This window comes from Synechococcus sp. MIT2312 (assembly GCF_059772315.1).
Genome location: NZ_CM186281.1, coordinates 1,593,694 through 1,610,993, shown reverse-complemented (window position 1 = coordinate 1,610,993; position 17,300 = coordinate 1,593,694). Strand labels below are relative to the sequence as shown.

General features: G+C 57.3%; 9 protein-coding genes. 5 read left to right on the top strand and 4 right to left on the bottom strand.

Annotated features, from left to right (window positions below):
* The first annotated feature begins 40 nt into the window (after window positions 1-40).
* Window positions 41-6,568 carry a thioester reductase domain-containing protein gene (locus AC6EI9_RS09295; protein ID WP_498467514.1) on the top strand — a complete coding sequence of 2,176 codons (6,528 nt, stop codon included), beginning with the start codon at window positions 41-43 and terminating at the stop codon, window positions 6,566-6,568.
* Window positions 6,568-7,746: a glycosyltransferase family 2 protein gene (locus AC6EI9_RS09290; protein ID WP_498467513.1), complete on the top strand. Its 1,179-nt coding sequence runs from the start codon at window positions 6,568-6,570 to the stop codon at window positions 7,744-7,746. The genes AC6EI9_RS09295 and AC6EI9_RS09290 overlap by 1 nt, the downstream gene beginning before the upstream one ends.
* Here AC6EI9_RS09290 and AC6EI9_RS09285 read toward each other — a convergent pair.
* Window positions 7,743-8,300: an SRPBCC family protein gene (locus AC6EI9_RS09285; RefSeq protein WP_498467512.1), complete on the bottom strand. Its 558-nt coding sequence runs from the start codon at window positions 8,298-8,300 to the stop codon at window positions 7,743-7,745. The genes AC6EI9_RS09290 and AC6EI9_RS09285 overlap by 4 nt on opposite strands.
* On the opposite strand from AC6EI9_RS09285, the gene AC6EI9_RS09280 reads away from it, so the two are divergent.
* Window positions 8,299-9,411 carry a hypothetical protein gene (locus AC6EI9_RS09280; protein WP_498467511.1) on the top strand — a complete coding sequence of 371 codons (1,113 nt, stop codon included), beginning with the start codon at window positions 8,299-8,301 and terminating at the stop codon, window positions 9,409-9,411. The two genes, AC6EI9_RS09285 and AC6EI9_RS09280, sit on opposite strands and share 2 nt — an antisense overlap.
* The gene (locus AC6EI9_RS09275; RefSeq protein ID WP_498467510.1) at window positions 9,411-10,853 is read left to right on the top strand and encodes a cytochrome P450; all 1,443 of its coding nucleotides are present in this window, start codon (window positions 9,411-9,413) and stop codon (window positions 10,851-10,853) included. The genes AC6EI9_RS09280 and AC6EI9_RS09275 overlap by 1 nt, the downstream gene beginning before the upstream one ends.
* Here the strand turns inward: AC6EI9_RS09275 and AC6EI9_RS09270 are convergent.
* The 3 genes from AC6EI9_RS09270 to AC6EI9_RS09260 all read right to left on the bottom strand — a co-directional run bounded on the left by AC6EI9_RS09270 (window position 10,840) and on the right by AC6EI9_RS09260 (window position 15,742).
* Window positions 10,840-12,456 carry a hypothetical protein gene (locus AC6EI9_RS09270; RefSeq protein ID WP_498467509.1) on the bottom strand — a complete coding sequence of 539 codons (1,617 nt, stop codon included), beginning with the start codon at window positions 12,454-12,456 and terminating at the stop codon, window positions 10,840-10,842. The genes AC6EI9_RS09275 and AC6EI9_RS09270 overlap by 14 nt on opposite strands.
* 347 nt (window positions 12,457-12,803) lie before the next feature.
* Entirely contained in the window at window positions 12,804-14,537 is a 1,734-nt protein-coding gene (locus tag AC6EI9_RS09265; protein ID WP_498467508.1) for a GumC family protein, read from the bottom strand.
* Complete coding sequence (locus AC6EI9_RS09260) at window positions 14,534-15,742, bottom strand: polysaccharide biosynthesis/export family protein (protein ID WP_498467507.1); 1,209 nt, start codon at window positions 15,740-15,742, stop codon at window positions 14,534-14,536. The genes AC6EI9_RS09265 and AC6EI9_RS09260 overlap by 4 nt, the downstream gene beginning before the upstream one ends.
* 137 nt (window positions 15,743-15,879) lie before the next feature.
* Here AC6EI9_RS09260 and hisS point away from each other — a divergent pair, with 137 nt between their 5' ends.
* Window positions 15,880-17,175: a histidine--tRNA ligase gene (gene hisS / locus AC6EI9_RS09255; RefSeq protein WP_498467506.1), complete on the top strand. Its 1,296-nt coding sequence runs from the start codon at window positions 15,880-15,882 to the stop codon at window positions 17,173-17,175.
* Window positions 17,176-17,300: the final 125 nt, after the last annotated feature.

Sequence of the window (17,300 nt, the reverse complement as noted above, 5' to 3'; positions counted from 1 at the left end):
TTTATCCCATGCGCCTGAACGGACAGCAAGTCCCGGGCGCATGAATCAGCAGATCCGTCCGGTTTCACCAACGCAAGAGCCCATTGCCGTTTTGGGGATGGGTTGCAGACTCCCTGGCGGGGTCGAGAGTCCTGAACAGTTCTGGCAACTGCTGGCGGAAGGTCGTGAGGGGATTGACGAGATTCCCGTAGATCGATGGGATCTCCAGCGTCACCATGATCCCGATCCGCGCACGCCGCTGCACCAGCATGTGCGCCGAGCAGGGTTGGTGGATGGGATTGATCAGTTTGATCCAGCGTTGTTTGGCATCAGTGGCAGGGAAGCCCAATGCATGGATCCTCAGCAGCGCATGTTGCTTGAAGTGTGCTGGAGGGCGATGGAGGCGGGTGCCCAGCCCCTGGAGCAGTTACGTGGACGCTCAGTGGGGGTGTTCATGGGCATTTCCAGCGCTGATTACAGCGCCTTGCTCTGGGCTTCGGAAAATCAATACCTCACACCTGATAACGAACCCTTCATCCTCACCGGCAACACCGGTTGCATCGCGGCCAACCGCATTTCCTATGCGTTTGACCTCAAAGGGCCCAGTTTCACCGTTGATACGGCTTGTTCCTCGTCTTTGGTGGCGTTGCATTTGGCCTGCGAGAGCTTGAGGCGGGGTGAGTCGGAGTTGGCCTTTGCGGGTGGCGTTCAAGCTCTGATTCACCCAGGCATTCAGATGAGTTTCTGCAAAGCCGGTTTGCTGTCGCCCGAGGGGCGTTGCCGCAGCTTTGATGCTGCTGCTGATGGTTATGTGCGTTCCGAAGGCGCGGGGGCTGTGTTGCTCAAGCCCTTAGCGGCGGCGATGCGCGATGGAGATCCGATTGAAGCTGTGATTCGTGGCACAGCTGTGAATTCCGATGGGCGTAGCCAAGGCCTGGCTGCGCCTAGCCAAAAAGCTCAGATCGCTTGTGTGCAAGCCGCCTATGAAGGCTCTGGCTTGTCCCCGGCTTCAGCGCAATTGGTTGAAGCCCATGGCACCGGCACACGCCAAGGGGACCCCATTGAACTCAGGGCCCTTGGAGCGGTGCTGGGTCAGGGGCGGCTAAGCAATGACCCCTGTTTGCTGGGCTCGGTGAAAACCAATGTGGGTCATTCGGAAACCGCTGCAGGCATTACGGGTTTCATCAAAGCTGTGTTGTGTCTCAGGCAGCGCATGGTGCCTGCCAGCCTCCATTATTCGCAACCCAATCCCAGTGTGGATCTGCCTGCTCTGGGCTTAAAGGTTTCGACAACGCTGCAACCTTTCCCAAAACCTGAGCAGGAGCTGGTGGTCAGTGTCAGCTCGTTTGGATTCGGTGGCACCAATGCTCATGCGGTTCTAAGCAGTGCACCTCTTGAGCTTTCTCAACCCACGTCAACGCTGTTATCAGAGCCTTCATGGCATCTGCTCTGGTTAAGCGCGCGTAACGAGGAAGCTCTTGATTTGCTTCGTACACAAACAGCGGATTGGCTTCAGGCTCATGCAGCGGTCAGCTTGCAGGACCTCTGCGCCAGCATTCATCTGCGACGCTCCCCATGTCCCCATGCGCTGGGGGTGATTGCGAGCAGTGTTCAAGACCTGGTCCGCCAGTTGCGCGGGCAAGAGCCTGCGGCGTGGACCGGTGTCGTTGCTGCGCGTGGACCTGGGGGACTGCCAGAGACTTTGAGAGACCTGAAACAGGTGACTCTTTCTGAGGGTGCCGTTGGTTTTGAGCAGCTCCAGAAGCTTGTCCAGGCTTTGGCTCAAGGAGCCTCGATGGATTGGTTGGCATGGCATCAAGGTGCCTCATGGCATCAGCTGCGGCCTCCAGGTCATCCTTTTCTGCGTTCACGTTTTTGGTGGACGCCACGGGATCAGGGTCGGGACCAAGGCAAAGCGAGCCTTTGGTTGGATCACGTCGGCTTTGCCAGCAGTGTCACTGCTGAGCAGTCAGGTCTGGCTTTGCAGAAGTTGGACCTTCCAGGAACGTCAGAGCATTGGCAGACCGTGTTGGATCCGGCTGAGGCTCGCGACCTTCCTGACCATGCGTTGTGCGGCTATCCCCTGTTTGCGGCAGCGGGTTATCTCGCCCTTCTCCTGGATTGGTTGAACGATCAACAACAGCCACTTCAATGTGCTGATCTCAATCTCGATCGTCCGCTGTGGTTCAACCCCGGTTCGGTACAGCTGCAGGCTGTACGCAACGGTGATGCGTTCAGCTTCCATGCCCGCTCCCCGCAGGCCGAAGACGGCGGCAGCTGGCAGCTCCACGGCCAGCTTCGGCTAACAACAGCTGCTGAGCAACCCATTCAGTCCCTGCAGGCTTTGGACTCTGACCCTGATGCTGGCCTTGATGTTGCCAGTTTCTACCGCTCCCTGAAGAGTCTTGGGCTGGATTACGGCAGCTGCTACCGGCCGCTTGTTGCTTTGCACGCGAACGCCACAGTGGCCGAAGCACTGCTGCATCGTCCCGAGGCGGCGCCTGATCGCTGCCTGATCGATGGTTGTTTTCAACTGGTGGCTGCGGTTCTGGCTCAAACGCACGCCGATGGCCAATTGCTACTCCCTGTGGGAGTGGAGCAGATGCAGATGTTGCGATGGCCATTGCCTGACCAGCTGCGGTGTCGCTTACAACTTCGTCAGGATGATCTCAGCCAGGGAGATGACGGAAGTCGTGCGCATGTGACCGCTGACTTGGATGTTCTTGATCTCTCCGGGGACCTGATCGGTGCGATCCGTGGCCTGCAGTTCCGGCGTCTGACGCGAACGTTGCTGGAGTTGATGCTGCCTGAGGACCCTTCCAGACCTGCCGCACAACTGCTGGAGGAGATCTGGCAACCCCTTGCGGCTCATGCACTCAGCGACTGGAGCCCAAGAGCGGCTGAGCCCATCAGCCTGATCGCGATTGGGTCATTGCCAGATGCCGTTAGGGAATGGAGCGAGCAGCAGGCGATCACGCCTTTTGAACTGGAATTACAGGCGGATCCACAATCGGTGACCGCAGAGCTGGTGCAACAACTCCAGGCGCTTCCTCTCACTCAGCCGCGCCAGGTGCTGTTGTGGATTCCTGCTTTGGCTACACCTGCTGCTAAGGCGGTCCAGGCGGCAGTGCGTTCCCTGGCCCAGGACTGTTCCGCATGGCGTTGCAGCACGATCACAGCGTCCCCTTCTGCCCTGGCTGCAGGGCTGTCATCCGCTGAGTGGCACCAGCTTTTGGCTGCTACCGCCGGTGATGCTGAGGTCCGCTGGTGTGGTCCTGATCGCATTGAAACCCGCAGTTTTCAGCCGATTGATCAAGAGCGTTTTCGCATGCTCTCCGATGGAACGGGTCGACTTGAGGGGCTGCTGAAGGCGCCCTTGCCGCTAGCGCGTCTGCAGCCAGGAGAGCTGGAGTTGGCAGTGGAGGCCACGGGGCTGAACTTTCGCGATGTTCTCAACGCTTTGGGGCTTTTGCAAAGTCACAATCAATCCCTCGGGTTGAGAGCCAATGCTCAATTGCCGTTCGGTGGCGAAGCCGTCGGGCGGGTGGTCGCTGTCGGTCCCGGGGTGGATTCCTCGTTGGTGGGCCAGCGGATGCTTGCTGCGCTCACCCTGGGAAGCCTGGCAAGCCACGTAACTTGCAGAGCCGTCCTCTGCGTGCCCTGGCCGGAAGAGTTGGATCCCGTGCTGGGGGCAAGCCTTTCAACGGCCTATCTCACGGCAGAGCATGGGCTCGAGCAGCTGGCCCGGCTTCAAGCTGGGGAAACGGTGTTGATTCATGCGGCTGCCGGTGGCGTTGGGCAGGCAGCTGTGCAGGTGGCCTTGCGCTGCGGTGCTCGCATCCTGGCCACCGCCAGTGAGGCCAAACAGGCTGGATTGTTGGAGCAAGGCGTGGAAGCGGTCTTCGATTCCCGCTCCACGGATTTCGGTGAACAGGTGCTCAGGCACACCGAAGGCCGCGGCGTTGATGTGGTGCTGAACAGCCTGAAAGGTGAGTGGGTGGATGCCAGTTTCCAGGCGCTTGCTTCTGGCGGGCGCTTTGTGGAGCTTGGCAAGCTGGAGATCTGGAGCGACCAGCAGGTGCGCGAGCGAAGGCCTGATGTGGGCTATTTCCGCTTTGACCTGCTGGAAGTGGCCGCTCGCGATCCACAGCCCTTAAGGCAGCGATTGCTACGGTTGCTGAGGGCTGCCCAGGACCAAGCCCTGCCGGCTTTGCCGGTCTCAGCCTTTGCTGTGGAGCAGTGCAAGGACGCCTTCCGGCGTATGGCGCAGGGCAAGCATGTGGGCAAGTTGGTGATCACCCTGCCCAGCCAAGCCCCTCCTCGTTCCATTCGCACCGACGGCACTTATTTGGTGGTGGGCGCGTTTGGAGGGATCGGGCAACGTCTGCAGTCCTGGTTGCTGGATCAGGGTGCGCGCTCGTTGTTGTTGGTGGGTCGACGTCTGCCAGCACCAGGCTCGGACACGGCCGATTGGTTGAACCGCCTCCGTTCTCAGGGTGTGCAGGTTGAGGCGCTCTGCTGGGACGATCTTCCTCAAGCACTCACTGAATTGCCTCAGGACCTGCCACTGCGGGGCGTCTTTCATGCTGCTGGAGCGCTGAAAGATCAGCGCGTTGGTGAAATTGAACTCACCAGTCTCAATGCGGTGTTTGAGGCCAAGTTTGGCCCCCAGCAGCAACTGGACAAGCTTCAAAAGCTGCAGCCAGCAGCTTTTCAACACCTCGACTTCCAGGTGATGTTTTCGTCAATTGCCGCGGCACTGGGTTCACCTGGCCAGTTGGTCTATGGCGCTGCTAATGGGGCTGTTGAATCCAGCTGCCGCAATGCGGACTCTGAAGGTCCTGTTCAGCTGGCGATTCAGTGGGGGCCCTGGGCTGGCTCGGGCATGGCTGAAGGATTGGAGCGCCGCTTTGAATCCGTAGGCCTGCACTTACTGGCTGAAGACGAAGCGTTGTCGGCTCTGGAGTCATTGCTGCAACGAGGTCGCAGCGGAGTGGTGACGGTGATGGCAGCCGATTGGCCGCGGCTCGCTGGTCAGGCCTTGCCGCGTCAGGCGGCTTGGTTCCGGTCCCTGATCCATGACGTTCCGGGCCGATCAGAAGCCCAGGTTCGCGCTCAGTTGCAGGCCTTGGCAGCGGATCAGCGCGGGCCATGGCTGCTGTCGACGCTTCAACAACTTCTGGCCGCAGTGATGGAAGAACCGGAAGCTCAGCTCGATGCACAAGCCAGCCTGTTTGATTTAGGGCTCGATTCGTTGATGGCGGCAGAGTTTGCTGCCGAAGTGCAGCAAGCCTTGGGCTGGCGCCTCGATCTGGCTGCGTTCAGCGACGCCCCCTGCCTGGATGACCTGGCCAGCATGGCTCTCGAGCGCTTGTTGCCAGATGGCTCGGCAGCGGCACCGGAAGGATTGGACCTCAATCAAGAGGCTCAGCTGGAGGAGAGTTGGTCATTGCCGGAGGTCCCCCCCGTGGAGGCTCCTGGAGAACGCGTCCTGCTCACTGGCGCGAGTGGCTTCCTGGGCGCCTATCTCCTGGCGGGGCAACTCCGCCAATGGCCGGATTTGCGGGTGCGCTGTTTGGTGCGGGCAGCCTCTGAGCAGCAAGGCATGGAGCGATTGGAGCAGAACCTGCGCCGTTATGGGCTTTGGCAGCAGGCCTGGCAAGAGCGGTTGGAGGTGGTTCTTGGTGATCTGGCCCAGCTTCGGTTGGGCTTGGATGCCGATCAGTTTGCTGCACTTGGCATGGGCATTGGCGGCATCCTCCACAACGGTGCTCAGTTGAGTCAGATGGCGAGCTATGCCCAATTGGCGGCCACCAATGTGAGCGGAACGCGCGAGCTTCTGCGATTAGCAGCTGCGGATTCACCCAAACGCTTCGCCTTGATTTCCAGCGTGGCGGTGTTTGAAGCGGATGCCTGCCGTGATCAGTTGATTCTGGAAGACGATCCGCTTGAGGATTGGCGAGGCATCCAGCTCGGCTACTCCCAAACCAAATGGGTCACGGACCGGATGGTGCGCCGGGCTTCAGCAGCCGGATTGCCTGTTTCGATCTACCGGCCCCCGTTGATTGCAGGTCCATCCTGTGGAAGTGCCTGGCACCAGGGAGACTTGCTGCAGCGCTTGCTGCAGGGCTGCTTGGCGTTAGCTGCTTCGCCTGATTTGGCCTGGGAATTGGATGTGGTGCCTGTTGATTACGTCGCTGATGCGGTGTCGGCTTTGGCCTGGAGTGATGAAGCACAAGGCCGTGCGTTCCATCTCCAGCATCCTGAACCGCTCCTGCTCACCACTCTGTTAAGGCAACTCACCGATGGCATGGATGGTTGGCGCGTTTTGCCGATGCAGGAATGGATTATTGAGATTGAGCGGAGCCCAGGAAATCCTCTCCAGCCTTTGCTGCCCTTCCTTCAGCAGAGCTGGGGCGACGACGGGTTGACCTATCCCGAGCGCAACTGCGTGGGTCAGCGGGCTCGCCCCAGTTGTGCCCGCACGGCCCAGGTGTTGGAGGCCCATGGTGTGCGCTGCCCCCCCTGGCATCAGTTGATTGGGCCCTGGGCTTCAGTGCTGCTGCTTCAGGAGCAACTGGCTCGCTGATGCCGGCCTCGCTGTTGTTGTTGGCCCTATGGCTTGGGCAAGCCCTGCTTGTCTTTGCGTTCAGCCAACGTTTGCGGGTTTTGCGTCGCTCCTCAGATCCAGCATCTCTTTCTGAAGGTTCTTGGCCTTCCTTGGAAGTGGTGTTGTGTTTGCGGGGTGCTGATGCCTGCCTGCCGCGGTTGCTGGAGGCATTGGCTGATCAGACCTATCCCGCTCCCTGGCGGTTGCAGGTGGTGGTGGACAGTGATCAGGACCCAGCCTGGGCCATGCTGAAGCCCTGGCGAGCCCGTGAAGATGCGGCCTGGGCTGAGTTGCGCTGCTCCACCCTGCTTGAGCGCCCAGGCCAGGGTTCGTTGAAATGTGCGGCACTACTCCAGGCGTTTTCTCAGCTTCACCCCAGCAGCGCTTTGGTTGTGCTTTTGGATGCCGATATTCGTTTCCCAGCCAACGGCTTGGAACGTTGTGCACGCTCTTGCCTGCAACCAGGGGTGGGTGCCATCTCGGGGAATCGCTGGTTTCGGCCCCCTGCCCCCAGTTTGGGCGCTCTTCATTGGAGCAGCTGGACGCGAGCCGTTTGGAATGCAGGGGCCGTGGTGCTGATGACGTTGCTGCAGATTCCCTGGGGCGGCACCCTTTGCGTTCGCCGTGAGCTGGTGGAGGCCGGTGATTGGAGCGAGCTTTTAAGGCGTGGTTTGTGCGAAGACACGGGTTTGCTCGGTCCATTACGGCAGTTGGGGTTGGGCTACCGCTTTGAACCAAGCCTGCTGATGGTCGATCCCGATCCAGCCCAGCCCATGCTGCCGTTGGGCCGCTGGATCACCCGTCAACTGCTCACAGCTCGCCTGCACCACCCCGCTTGGCCACTGGTGGCACTCCATGGTCTTGGCAGCGTGCTGCTGTTGGCGTTTGCTTTGTTTCAAAGAGCCTGGTTGGCAGTGCTGTTTTATGAGCTGGGATGTGTGTCCCTGCTCTGCTGGATCCAAGTTCTGCTGCGCCCACAGGACTCTGTTCGGGTTTGGGGCTGGCTTGTGGGACTTCTCCCTGGGCAATTGGTGGATGGACTGGCCACCTTGTCGGCCTTGTTCACGCGCCATGTCTCATGGCGTGGCATCGACTACGCCGTTCATTTCAGACCATCTCGCGTGTTTTTTTGCAGGGACCGGGGTGTTGAGGTTTAGTTGTTGGCCTGCATCAGCCCACTCAGGCGTTGCATCGATTCACGCAAGCTGTTGCGAGTGAGTTCAGCGAAGACCGGTTGCAGCATGCCTGGCAGCTCTGGAACCAGGGTGATGGTGTGGCGCAGACGAGTTCCCGTTGGTGTTGGCGTGATCGTCCAGCTGCCATTGAGCTTGCGAATGCGATCGCCTTGAAGCATCTGAAAGCTGATCGCTGTTTTTGGGCTTTCTTGTACGGCCAGGGTTGCGCTGATTTTCAAGCCGAAGGTGTACGGCGCTTGATAGGTCTGGCGCATGCGAATCAGGTTGCCTTGACGGCTTAGCAGTTGGACCTTGCTGATGTCAGGCATCGCCTCTCCCGTGGCCACATAGTTCGTGAGCACTGACCAGGCATGCGCTTGTGACACGGGCAGCGTCATCTCAGCTGTACGAGTGTTGCCTGATTGTTGGATCTGGATCGACGTTGCTTGCGCAGCGTCCGCTGGCGTTGCTGGTAGATGTGTCAGCACGATCCCCAGCCCGAGCAATGCAGATCGCAGGTGAAGCTGGATGGACATGGCTGTGAATCGAGCAGACGAGTTGAAGACGACCGGGTCATCGTGCAGGCGACGCACGTACTTCCTCAGCGGGTTTGACCCCCGAGGTGTGGCGCATTATCAGCGCTTATTTGCGCGGCTGCTGAAACAGCGTGGTTGGCGTTTGGGGTCTCGTCAGGAAGGTGAAAGGATCACCCGTTGGCCCTTGTTGGATCCAGAGGTTGATCAACACTATGAGCTTGCTTTTTTGCATTGGGATGACATCGCCCGTGCGAACTGGCCAAAGCACCCCTGGCCGTTGCTGACCCAGTTGCTTGGATTTGCGCGGGCCTATCTGCTGCAGGGGGGAGTTGTGCGCACGGCGCGGTTGTGCCCTGGTGTGGCGCTTTGTGGGCTTTACCCCGTCATGGTTTTGGTGTTGGTCACGCTTACAGCGACTTCCGCCGGAGTCTTGGCTGCCTTGCTTTGGCTTCCGTTGATGCCGTTGGTGGTGGCTGTTGTGCTCTGGCAAGGCTGGCGGCTGGCGGATCGTTTGGGTGTGGTTTGGCTCTGCCGGTCCATCTTGTTCACCCATCGCCTGGGCAGCCTGAGAGACACGATGTTGCGCGAGCGGGTGCAGGAGTTGGTCGAGGCATTGCTGGCCTTGGAAGACAACAATCCCGCTGATGAAATTCTGTTAGTGGGTCATAGTTCCGGATCGTTTGTGTTGGCGATGGTGGCAGCTGAACTGCGACGCCATCCCAATTCGATGGCCATTACGCCCAGGCTGCGTTTGCTGAGCCTGGGGCAGAACCTGGCCAATCTGGGCTTGTATCCAGGTGCGGAGGCTTTTCGAGATGATCTCAAGACGTTGGCGCTTGAGCCCTGTTTGCCCTGGCTGGATGTCACCTCCTTCGATGATTTGTTGTGTTTTGCGGGAGTGAATCCCTACCAAGCCTGTGGTTTGCCTGTGCCAACGAGTGACGGCAGTGACTACCCGCGGATGCAGTTGCTGAATCTTCGACAAGCCAACGGTTTAGCGCGCAAGCGGCAATGGCTGGCCCAGCTGTTTGACCTCCATTTCGACTATTTGACCAACTCAGCCACGGGCCTGGATCTCTGTGGACTGATGACTGGTGAGAGCGCGAGCTGATGGCCATCACACCCCCTTGGCCAAAGCCCTTGCCCTACACCGCCAACGTGCTGCGTCGCTTGATGCGGGGATGGAGCAGTTGGTTTGGTTTGCTCAACGAATGGGACTTCCGCATCGCTTTAGGTGAGCTCAATCTGCTGGGCCTGAGGGTGTTTTTGGTGAATGATCGAACACTGCTGAGGCGCGTTCTTGTGCAGGAGGTGGAGGCCTTTCCAAAGCACCCCTACACGCTGTGGATTCTTGAACCTCTGATTGGCCGAGCCATCTTTTCTGTCAATGGAGACGAATGGGCACGCCAGAGGCGTTTGGTTGATCAGGCGTTTCAGGTGGCCCAGTTGGAGCAGGTGTTTCCTGCGATGGAGGCTGCAAAAGAGGCCATGTTGGAGCGGCTTGCACTACAGCTTTCCGAGCAAGGTGAATCCAGCGAACAAGGCGCTGAAATCGATATCGAGGCTGCGATGACCTGGGTCACCGCTGATGTGATCGTGCGCACGATCCTCAGCAGACCGGTGCAGGAGGGAGAGGCGCGCGAGGTGTTTGAAGCCTTTGGGCGCTATCAACGCAAGGCTGCCCGGGCACTGATCTTGCGCTTTGCGCGTTTGCCACGGCGTTGGGTGCAGCGCTCGCTGACACGCGATGCGCTGGTGATTCGTCAGTGGATCCAAGGCGTGATCGAGGAGCGGCTCGCGCAGCCTGAGTCTGGTGGGAAGGATCTGCTGGGTGCCCTGCTTGCCGCTGAGGATCCACAAACCGGTACTTCTTTCACGGCTGAGGAATTGGTGGATCAGATTTGCTTTCTGTTTCTGGCCGGTCATGAAACCTCAGCCAGTTCCTTGAGCAGTGCCTGTTGGCTGTTGGCTCTGGATCAAGAGGCTCAGGGCCAGTTGCATGCCGAGGTGGCATCTCTGCCTGAGGTGGTGACGCACCAAAGCTTGAGGCAGCTGCGCTATGGGGCTGCGGTGTTTCAGGAAACCTTGCGCCTCTATCCGCCGGTGAGTTTCTTCATCCGTGAACGCGTCAATGAAGACACCGACCTCTCGGTTCCATCGATGGAATGCCCGCAGCAAGCTCCAGCGATCAGCCGATGTCCGGTTGGCTCATTGTTGACGTTTTCGCCTTGGGTGATTCATCGTCATGACGACTACTGGCCGGAACCTCATCAATTCCGCCCGGAGCGATTCCTTGACAGCAGCGCGACGGAGCAGGAGATCCTTTGCCGAAAAGAAGCTTGGCTTCCCTATGGCCTAGGCCCGCGCAAATGCCCCGGAGCTGCGTTTGCCCAGCAGGAGGCGCTATTGGTGCTGGCTGAACTGATCAAGCACTTTCAGCTCTTTCCTGGTGATGACAGCCTTGGCCCTGAATGGACCGGGCGTCTCACGTTGCGCAGTTCTGCGGGTGTTGCGTTGAGGCTCGTCCCGAGATCATCGGTTAGAAACCGATAAGTAATCGTCCGCCCCAGCGCACCTGTTCGGCATTGATCAACTGACCAATGTCCAGAAGTGAGGCGGCAGTACTTCCATAGGCTTCGAGCGCAATGCTGTCCGTGGCGTGCCAACGAAGCCCCAGGGTGCCGTTGCTTTGGGACAGTTGATTGATCACGACATTGCCTTCAGGCACCAGCTCCCAGCCTGGGAAGAGTTGCAGATTGGAGCTGATCCCTAATCCCCAGAGGTTGCCTGCTCCGCTCAAGGCCACTTTGGGGTTGAAGTTGATCGCCAATCCCCTGGTGGCTTCCCAGGTCGCCATGGTTTCTGCGAACACATAGCCCTGGCCACTGCTGCTCTCCTGATTACTTCTTCCCAGGGTGATCCGCCCACCTCCCCAGAAGGGAGCACCACGAAGAGGGCTGAAGGCCACAGCTTTTCCGCCAATACGCCAGTTCCAGGCCCCATCGTTGGCATAGAGCCGTGCCTGGGGAGTGGTTTGGGGCACGTTGTTGTAGAGCCCCCCACTGAAGAGAGTCAGCTGGAAGATGTTGGAGAGGGAATAGCCAACGAAACCGTTGACGTTCCCGCCGCTATCAGCATTGATCCAAGCCTCTGTTTTGGTGTCCGGTGGTACCAGGGCGGTGTTGACTGTGAGCCCCCCTTTGGCGAGTGATTGCTGCCTTGGTGTGAGCGGCGCTTGCGGTGTGTCTGCAGTGCCAGGGGTGAACACGAAGCTGGCTGAGTAGCCAAGCCGGTTGTCCGAGGGCAAAGCGAGCAATGCCGTGGCTGGTGTTGCTCCGAAGCCATTGGTGATCAAGCCTTTGAGCCCGATGCGCGGATTGAGATCCCAGTTGATGCCTGCGGACAGGATGGGAACGCGAGAAAACACCAGATCTGCATCGAAGCTGTTGGTGCCGCTGCCGATTGGTTGGGCGATGCTGGCGGTGAAGCCCAGCTCCGGGAAAGGTTGGAACAGCACTCCGCCGCTGACGTAGGGGTTGATGCCATAGAACGTTCCAGCTCCACCCTGGCCAGCGCCTTGCGTTGCAGGCAGGAAGCTCACACCAGGGGCAAAGCTGAATTGCCACTGTTCACTGGCTTGCCAGGTCGCCGGAAGGCTGAGGGATCCGACGAAGTTACGGGTGAAGACTCGGCTGCCTGAGTCATTGAAAATGTTGGGGCTGGCATTGTCGCCTGAGTCGGAGAAGGAGTCGTCTCCGCCACTGCCTACTTCCCAGGCTTCAAGTGAGCCATTGATGGCCAGCTTCCAGTTGTTTTGGTTGAGAATTTGCCACTGGGCCGCGGCACCGTAGCTCTGCCAAAAATTGCCCGGTTGTACTGCGAAACCGGTGAGCGGGGCATTGAGCGGATCATCGGCCTGACTGATAAAGAATGACAGCATCAGGCTGTCGTTCAAGCCAACATCAAGGTTGATCGAATAATTCTGATTGCCAGTACCGCTTGCACTCTCAAAGGGCGAAATGGTCCCAAACGAGATGCGCCACTGATCAGCGGGCAAGTTTTCTGCTGTGGGGACTGAAGGTGAAAGCCTCAGCAGTGGTAGGTAATCGCTGGGTTTCAGAGGGATGGTGCTGAGCAGCGCTTCAGCTTCTTCCACGCTGGCGGGTGGATTGATCTCAGTTGTCGACGCAGTCTCCGAAGTTGGGAGATTGGTTGCATCATCTGCATCAAGCAATTCCCAAGCCACAACCGTCGATGGTTGATCTTGTTCCTTCGTTCCAGGCACAATTTGCCAAGAAACAGCCGTCAGTGACGGATCTCGCTCGTCTGAGTCAGAGACGGGCTCCCAGACCACAGGTGGGGGGGGTGCCACAGGCGAGTCGATCGGCTCCCAGACCACCTGCGCGTGTGTTGCTTGAGTCCCAAATCCACTGAGCCCGATTGTTAGACAGGAGCTCGAGATCAGAAGTCTTCGCACTCTTTTTGAGAGAGGAGGTTTGTTTGTCACCCCACATCCAGCTCAGGATCAAGTAGCACCCAACCGGCAAGGGGAGCTCCCTGAAGAGCAAGTTTTTGGCTGAATTGCGACAACTGTGTGCGAGTCACAACTCCTGGTGCCGCGAGAAGCAGTTGGGTGGAGCACTCGCTTGTTTTACGCAAATCGATACTCACAAGCAGCTTGCGTCCCTTAAGGGCGCGACGCAGTTCTGTACTGAAGGCTTCGAGCTGATCGCTCGGCATGTTGCCCAAGGGGATCAGTGCGATGTCAGTGTTTCCACCGGTTTCTGCCAAGGGGCCCGAGGCGAGCAGGTCTGCTGCATCGGTCCAAGTGTCTTCGGCCATGGCTGGCAAGTGCTTAAGAAGCGGACATGGCAGCAGGCTTTGCAGTTCATCGGTGCTGAACACAAGGCCCGTACGGCGATCCACCACTAGTGCAGCACCACTTCCAGCGACCAAGCCCGCCAGCAATCCGAGCGCCATGATCCGTGTTTTGCGAGGGGCTACTGGTGTGTCCAGCAGTGTGGGAGTTGAAATCAGCTCCCAGGGTTCTCCTTGACGAGCTTGTTCAAGCTGCATGACCTGAAGCTGACCTTCTAATTCGGCAATGGTTTTTTCGTCCTGGAGAGCCGTGCGTACCAATTCACGGTGCTTCAGGATTACATCATGGGGGCGATTGAGGGAGGCCAGTTGAGCTTGGGCTGTTTGTAGCTCTCCAGTCAACAGGCCTATAGTTTGTTGATTAATCACAGAAGTAAGCGATTGGCGTTGTCGCTTTAGAGCGCGAATGCTCGGATCGTTAGGTAAAAACAGGGATGACTTTTCTTGTAGTTTGGCTTCTATTGATTGGAGTTGTGCATATAGATCCTCATTTGCTGCAAGTTGTGGCGCAACATAAACACGATTTCCGCCGCTGGCTTTCGCTTCATTCAGTTGCTGCTGCAAAGCGTTCACTTTATTTTTAACCTGATTGCGAATGTTCTCGACCGACCCGCTCGGAATAATCCCAGTCGATGCGCTGGATGTTGTTGTGCCTGCTCCGACTCCTAAACCATCTTTCACTCCAAGATCATTGGCCAGGCCGAATTTTTGTGCTGCACGCATTGAAGTATTAGCTTCAACCTTGAGCTTCTGAATTTGTTCTTCGAGATAAGTTACGGCTTGGTTGAGGCCCCGAGTTCGATCACGGTTGGAGTAAACCTGGTAAGCCTTAGAAATGCGTTTAATTACTGGGAGAATCAAGTTTTCTTGGGTATCCCTATAAGCAATCTCAAGGACTGATGTTCCTTTTGCGAGTTCAATTGTTAAATTATTTCCGACCCAATCTGAATAGCTCCATCCGCTGACATCTTCTCCTTCTTTGACTCTGCTGGCCTTCACATAATCGTATACAGGTTTTAGTACCGAAGGGCTTTCGAGGATTTTTACTTCAGTTTCAAGTTGGCTTTCTCCGGCATTTATGCCGACTAAATTTGCGAGTCCTGGATTGCTCTGAATGAGTGCGGCAGCTCTGCTAGTGGGTTGATTGTTGTTTTGAAGCACAATCTGAAAATGACCTTCCCACACAGGCTTTCGAGTGAAGGCGTAAAGTGTAGATATAACAAGAGCTGATCCGGTAATAGCAGCGATTAGGCGCTTGTGGCGAAGCAGAGCCCCGCCAACTTGCCTAAGATCAATTTCATCGTCAGCTTGCGCGCTTGCAACATTCACTGTTTGGTTTGAGGAAGGATTCTTTGTCATTGGCCAACCTCGTTGAAAAGTGAATAAACGGAGTAGAGTCCAACAAATGGTCCGGTCAATTCATTCAAGACACCGACTGCTCCGCTTAAGAGAGAATCTTGGATGCGAATTAAATCACCAGCTGCCAAAACTGGATTGTTGGTTGCGTCAGCAGCTGCACCGGGTTGATAGGCGAATATTCTCCTGTCGATCGTGCCTTCTCGGTTGAAACGCACAAACTCCACCTTGCCCTTAATGATTTTCACTCCTCCTGCCAAGGAGATAGCCTGGTTGAGAGAGCTGCCTTGAGGAACTTGCACGCCACCGGGAATGTTGACGCGTCCGGTGACAAAAACTTCAAGGAACTGGGGGCTGAGATTCGATTGCCCAGCTTTTAAAAGCTGATCTTTCAGCACAACAGAACTCTTGCCGACGCTCAGCACATCACCATCAAAGAGACGGATGTTTTGAGACTCGTTGCCTTCGGTGATCAGAGAAAGGAAGTCGAGATTGGTGCGGATGCGACCGCCACCTAAGCCTTCAGCGCGCCTGCGCGTAACTTGCACTTCGGCGAGTTTTGAATAGGGGGTGATTCCTTGCGCCGCTCGGATTGCATCAAAGACGGTAGGGAACACTGCCCCAAACGTGCTTAAACCATTTGCTCCAGGGCTCGGGGAGGCACCGCCAGGCAACTGGCGCATTACGCTGCGGGCAATTTCGGTTGCATTACCTCTCTTCAGAATGTTGGTTTCTGCTGATTCGGAGATGCGAGTTAGATCGTTCGCCCCACTCAAGGTGTAGTAGCCAGGTCGCCTGACCTCTCCGCCTACGTAAACGCGGATCGGTCGGTATTTGACGGGGCGCACGTACACCTGAGGTTCACGCACATAAGTACGAAATTGTTGAGTGAGGAAATAGCGAAGTTCCTCGACGGTGAGTCCCTCCACATAGAGAGCACGCAGGCGAGGTAAGTAAAGGGTCCCGTCGGGACCAATCGAAAACGTTCCGCTGAGTTCTGGCAGATCAAGCAACTCAATCTGAAGCCCATCACCTGGGCCAAGAATGTAGGCGTCGTAGGAGATCTGAGCTCGCTGTTCTAAAGGGAGGGGTTGTTGCCTCGTCGTTGTCTCCTCTATTTCAATGAGCTGCTGAGCATTCACTGCGACTGGCTGTAGCGCCAGCAAGGCTCCTGAGGCGAACGCTGATAGGAAACGGGCTTTCAGCAATGCTGAACCGATCGGGATTTTGGGAACTTATGGCATTCCGCTCCTAGATGAAAGCGGGCTGTAGCCAGGGTTGGAATTGGGTCTAGTAAGGGCGGCGATGCGGCCGGGCAAAATGGTCTCACCCAAGCAACAACGGTGTGAGTCAGCTGCAGAGCCTTCGTGGCATGGTCGATCTTCTGCCCGATCAGACCCGGCGTTGGCAAGCGGTGGAGGCTGTGGCACGTTCCCATTTCCTGCGCTCAGGAGTCGAGGAGATTCGAACGCCTTTGCTTGAGGTGACTGATCTCTTCGCTCGGGGGATTGGTGAAGCCACTGATGTGGTGGGCAAGGAGATGTACTCCTTTTTGGACCGCGGCGATCGCTCTTGCACGCTTCGACCTGAGGGCACCGCCTCGGTTGTGCGCGCAGCAGTGCAACACGGCCTATTGAGTCAGGGAGCTCAGAAGCTTTGGTATTCCGGGCCCATGTTTCGCTATGAGCGTCCTCAGGCCGGACGCCAACGCCAGTTTCATCAGATCGGCGTTGAATTTCTTGGAGTGAATAGCGCCCGCAGTGATGTTGAGGTGATCGCTTTGGCGTGGGATTTGCTTAGTGACCTGGGTGTATCCGGACTGGAACTACAGATCAACAGCCTTGGCACCCTGGAGGATCGTCAAAACTATCGCCTGCAGTTAGTCAACTGGCTAGAAGCTCGAGTCGATCAGTTGGATGCCGATTCTCAGCAGCGATTGACCACTAACCCTTTGCGCATCCTCGACAGCAAAAATCAATCGACTCAGGCACTGCTCGCAAATGCCCCTACATTGCTGGATGCACTCAACGAAGAAAGTTCACAGCGTTTTGAGGCTGTACAGCGTTTGCTAAGTCAGTTAGCCATTCCGTTTCAGCTCAACCCCCGGCTTGTTCGTGGGCTCGATTACTACTGCCATACAGCTTTTGAAATTACTAGCAATCAGCTTGGCGCTCAGGCCACAGTGTGCGGAGGTGGTCGATATGACGGATTAGTCCAACAGCTGGGCGGCCCTCCCACGCCTGCAGTGGGTTGGGCACTTGGGATAGAGAGACTCATGCTCGTGCTGGAAGCGGCAGCATCAGCAGACGCCGATGGAGCTGCCGCCAGGCTCACATCCGAAAAAGCTCCGGACATTTATCTGGTGAACCGCGGCGAGCAAGCTGAGGCCGTCGCTTTGAGGTTGGCCAGGCAGTTGCGTGCTGCTGGTTTGTTCGTTGAACTCGATGGCTCTGCCGCTGCCTTTGGAAAGCAATTTAAGCGCGCAGATCGCAGTGGTGCTGATTGGGCTTTGGTGATTGGTGATGAGGAAGCAAAAGCCGGCGAACTACTGCTGAAACCATTGCTTGTGAACGGCGAAGAGCGGCGTTTCACGCTGGATGATCCTGATGCATTGGTGGCCCACATGATGACTGCCACTTAAGTGCTTTTTCACTGATTTATCCGAGCGGGTTTTAAATAAACACCCATTTTCTCGAGATTGGTTCAGAGCCTAGGTAAAACTGATTCTCAGCTTGTAAGCATTGCCAATCGTTTTGATGTTCCCGG

Coding starts and splice junctions, on each gene's coding strand:
- AC6EI9_RS09275 (WP_498467510.1), top strand. CDS start 9,411: ATGGCCATCACACCCCCTTGGCCAAAGCCCTTGCCCTACACCGCCAAC.
- AC6EI9_RS09295 (WP_498467514.1), top strand. CDS start 41: ATGAATCAGCAGATCCGTCCGGTTTCACCAACGCAAGAGCCCATTGCC.
- AC6EI9_RS09280 (WP_498467511.1), top strand. CDS start 8,299: ATGGCTGTGAATCGAGCAGACGAGTTGAAGACGACCGGGTCATCGTGC.
- AC6EI9_RS09290 (WP_498467513.1), top strand. CDS start 6,568: ATGCCGGCCTCGCTGTTGTTGTTGGCCCTATGGCTTGGGCAAGCCCTG.
- AC6EI9_RS09285 (WP_498467512.1), bottom strand. CDS start 8,300: ATGTCCATCCAGCTTCACCTGCGATCTGCATTGCTCGGGCTGGGGATC.
- AC6EI9_RS09265 (WP_498467508.1), bottom strand. CDS start 14,537: ATGACAAAGAATCCTTCCTCAAACCAAACAGTGAATGTTGCAAGCGCG.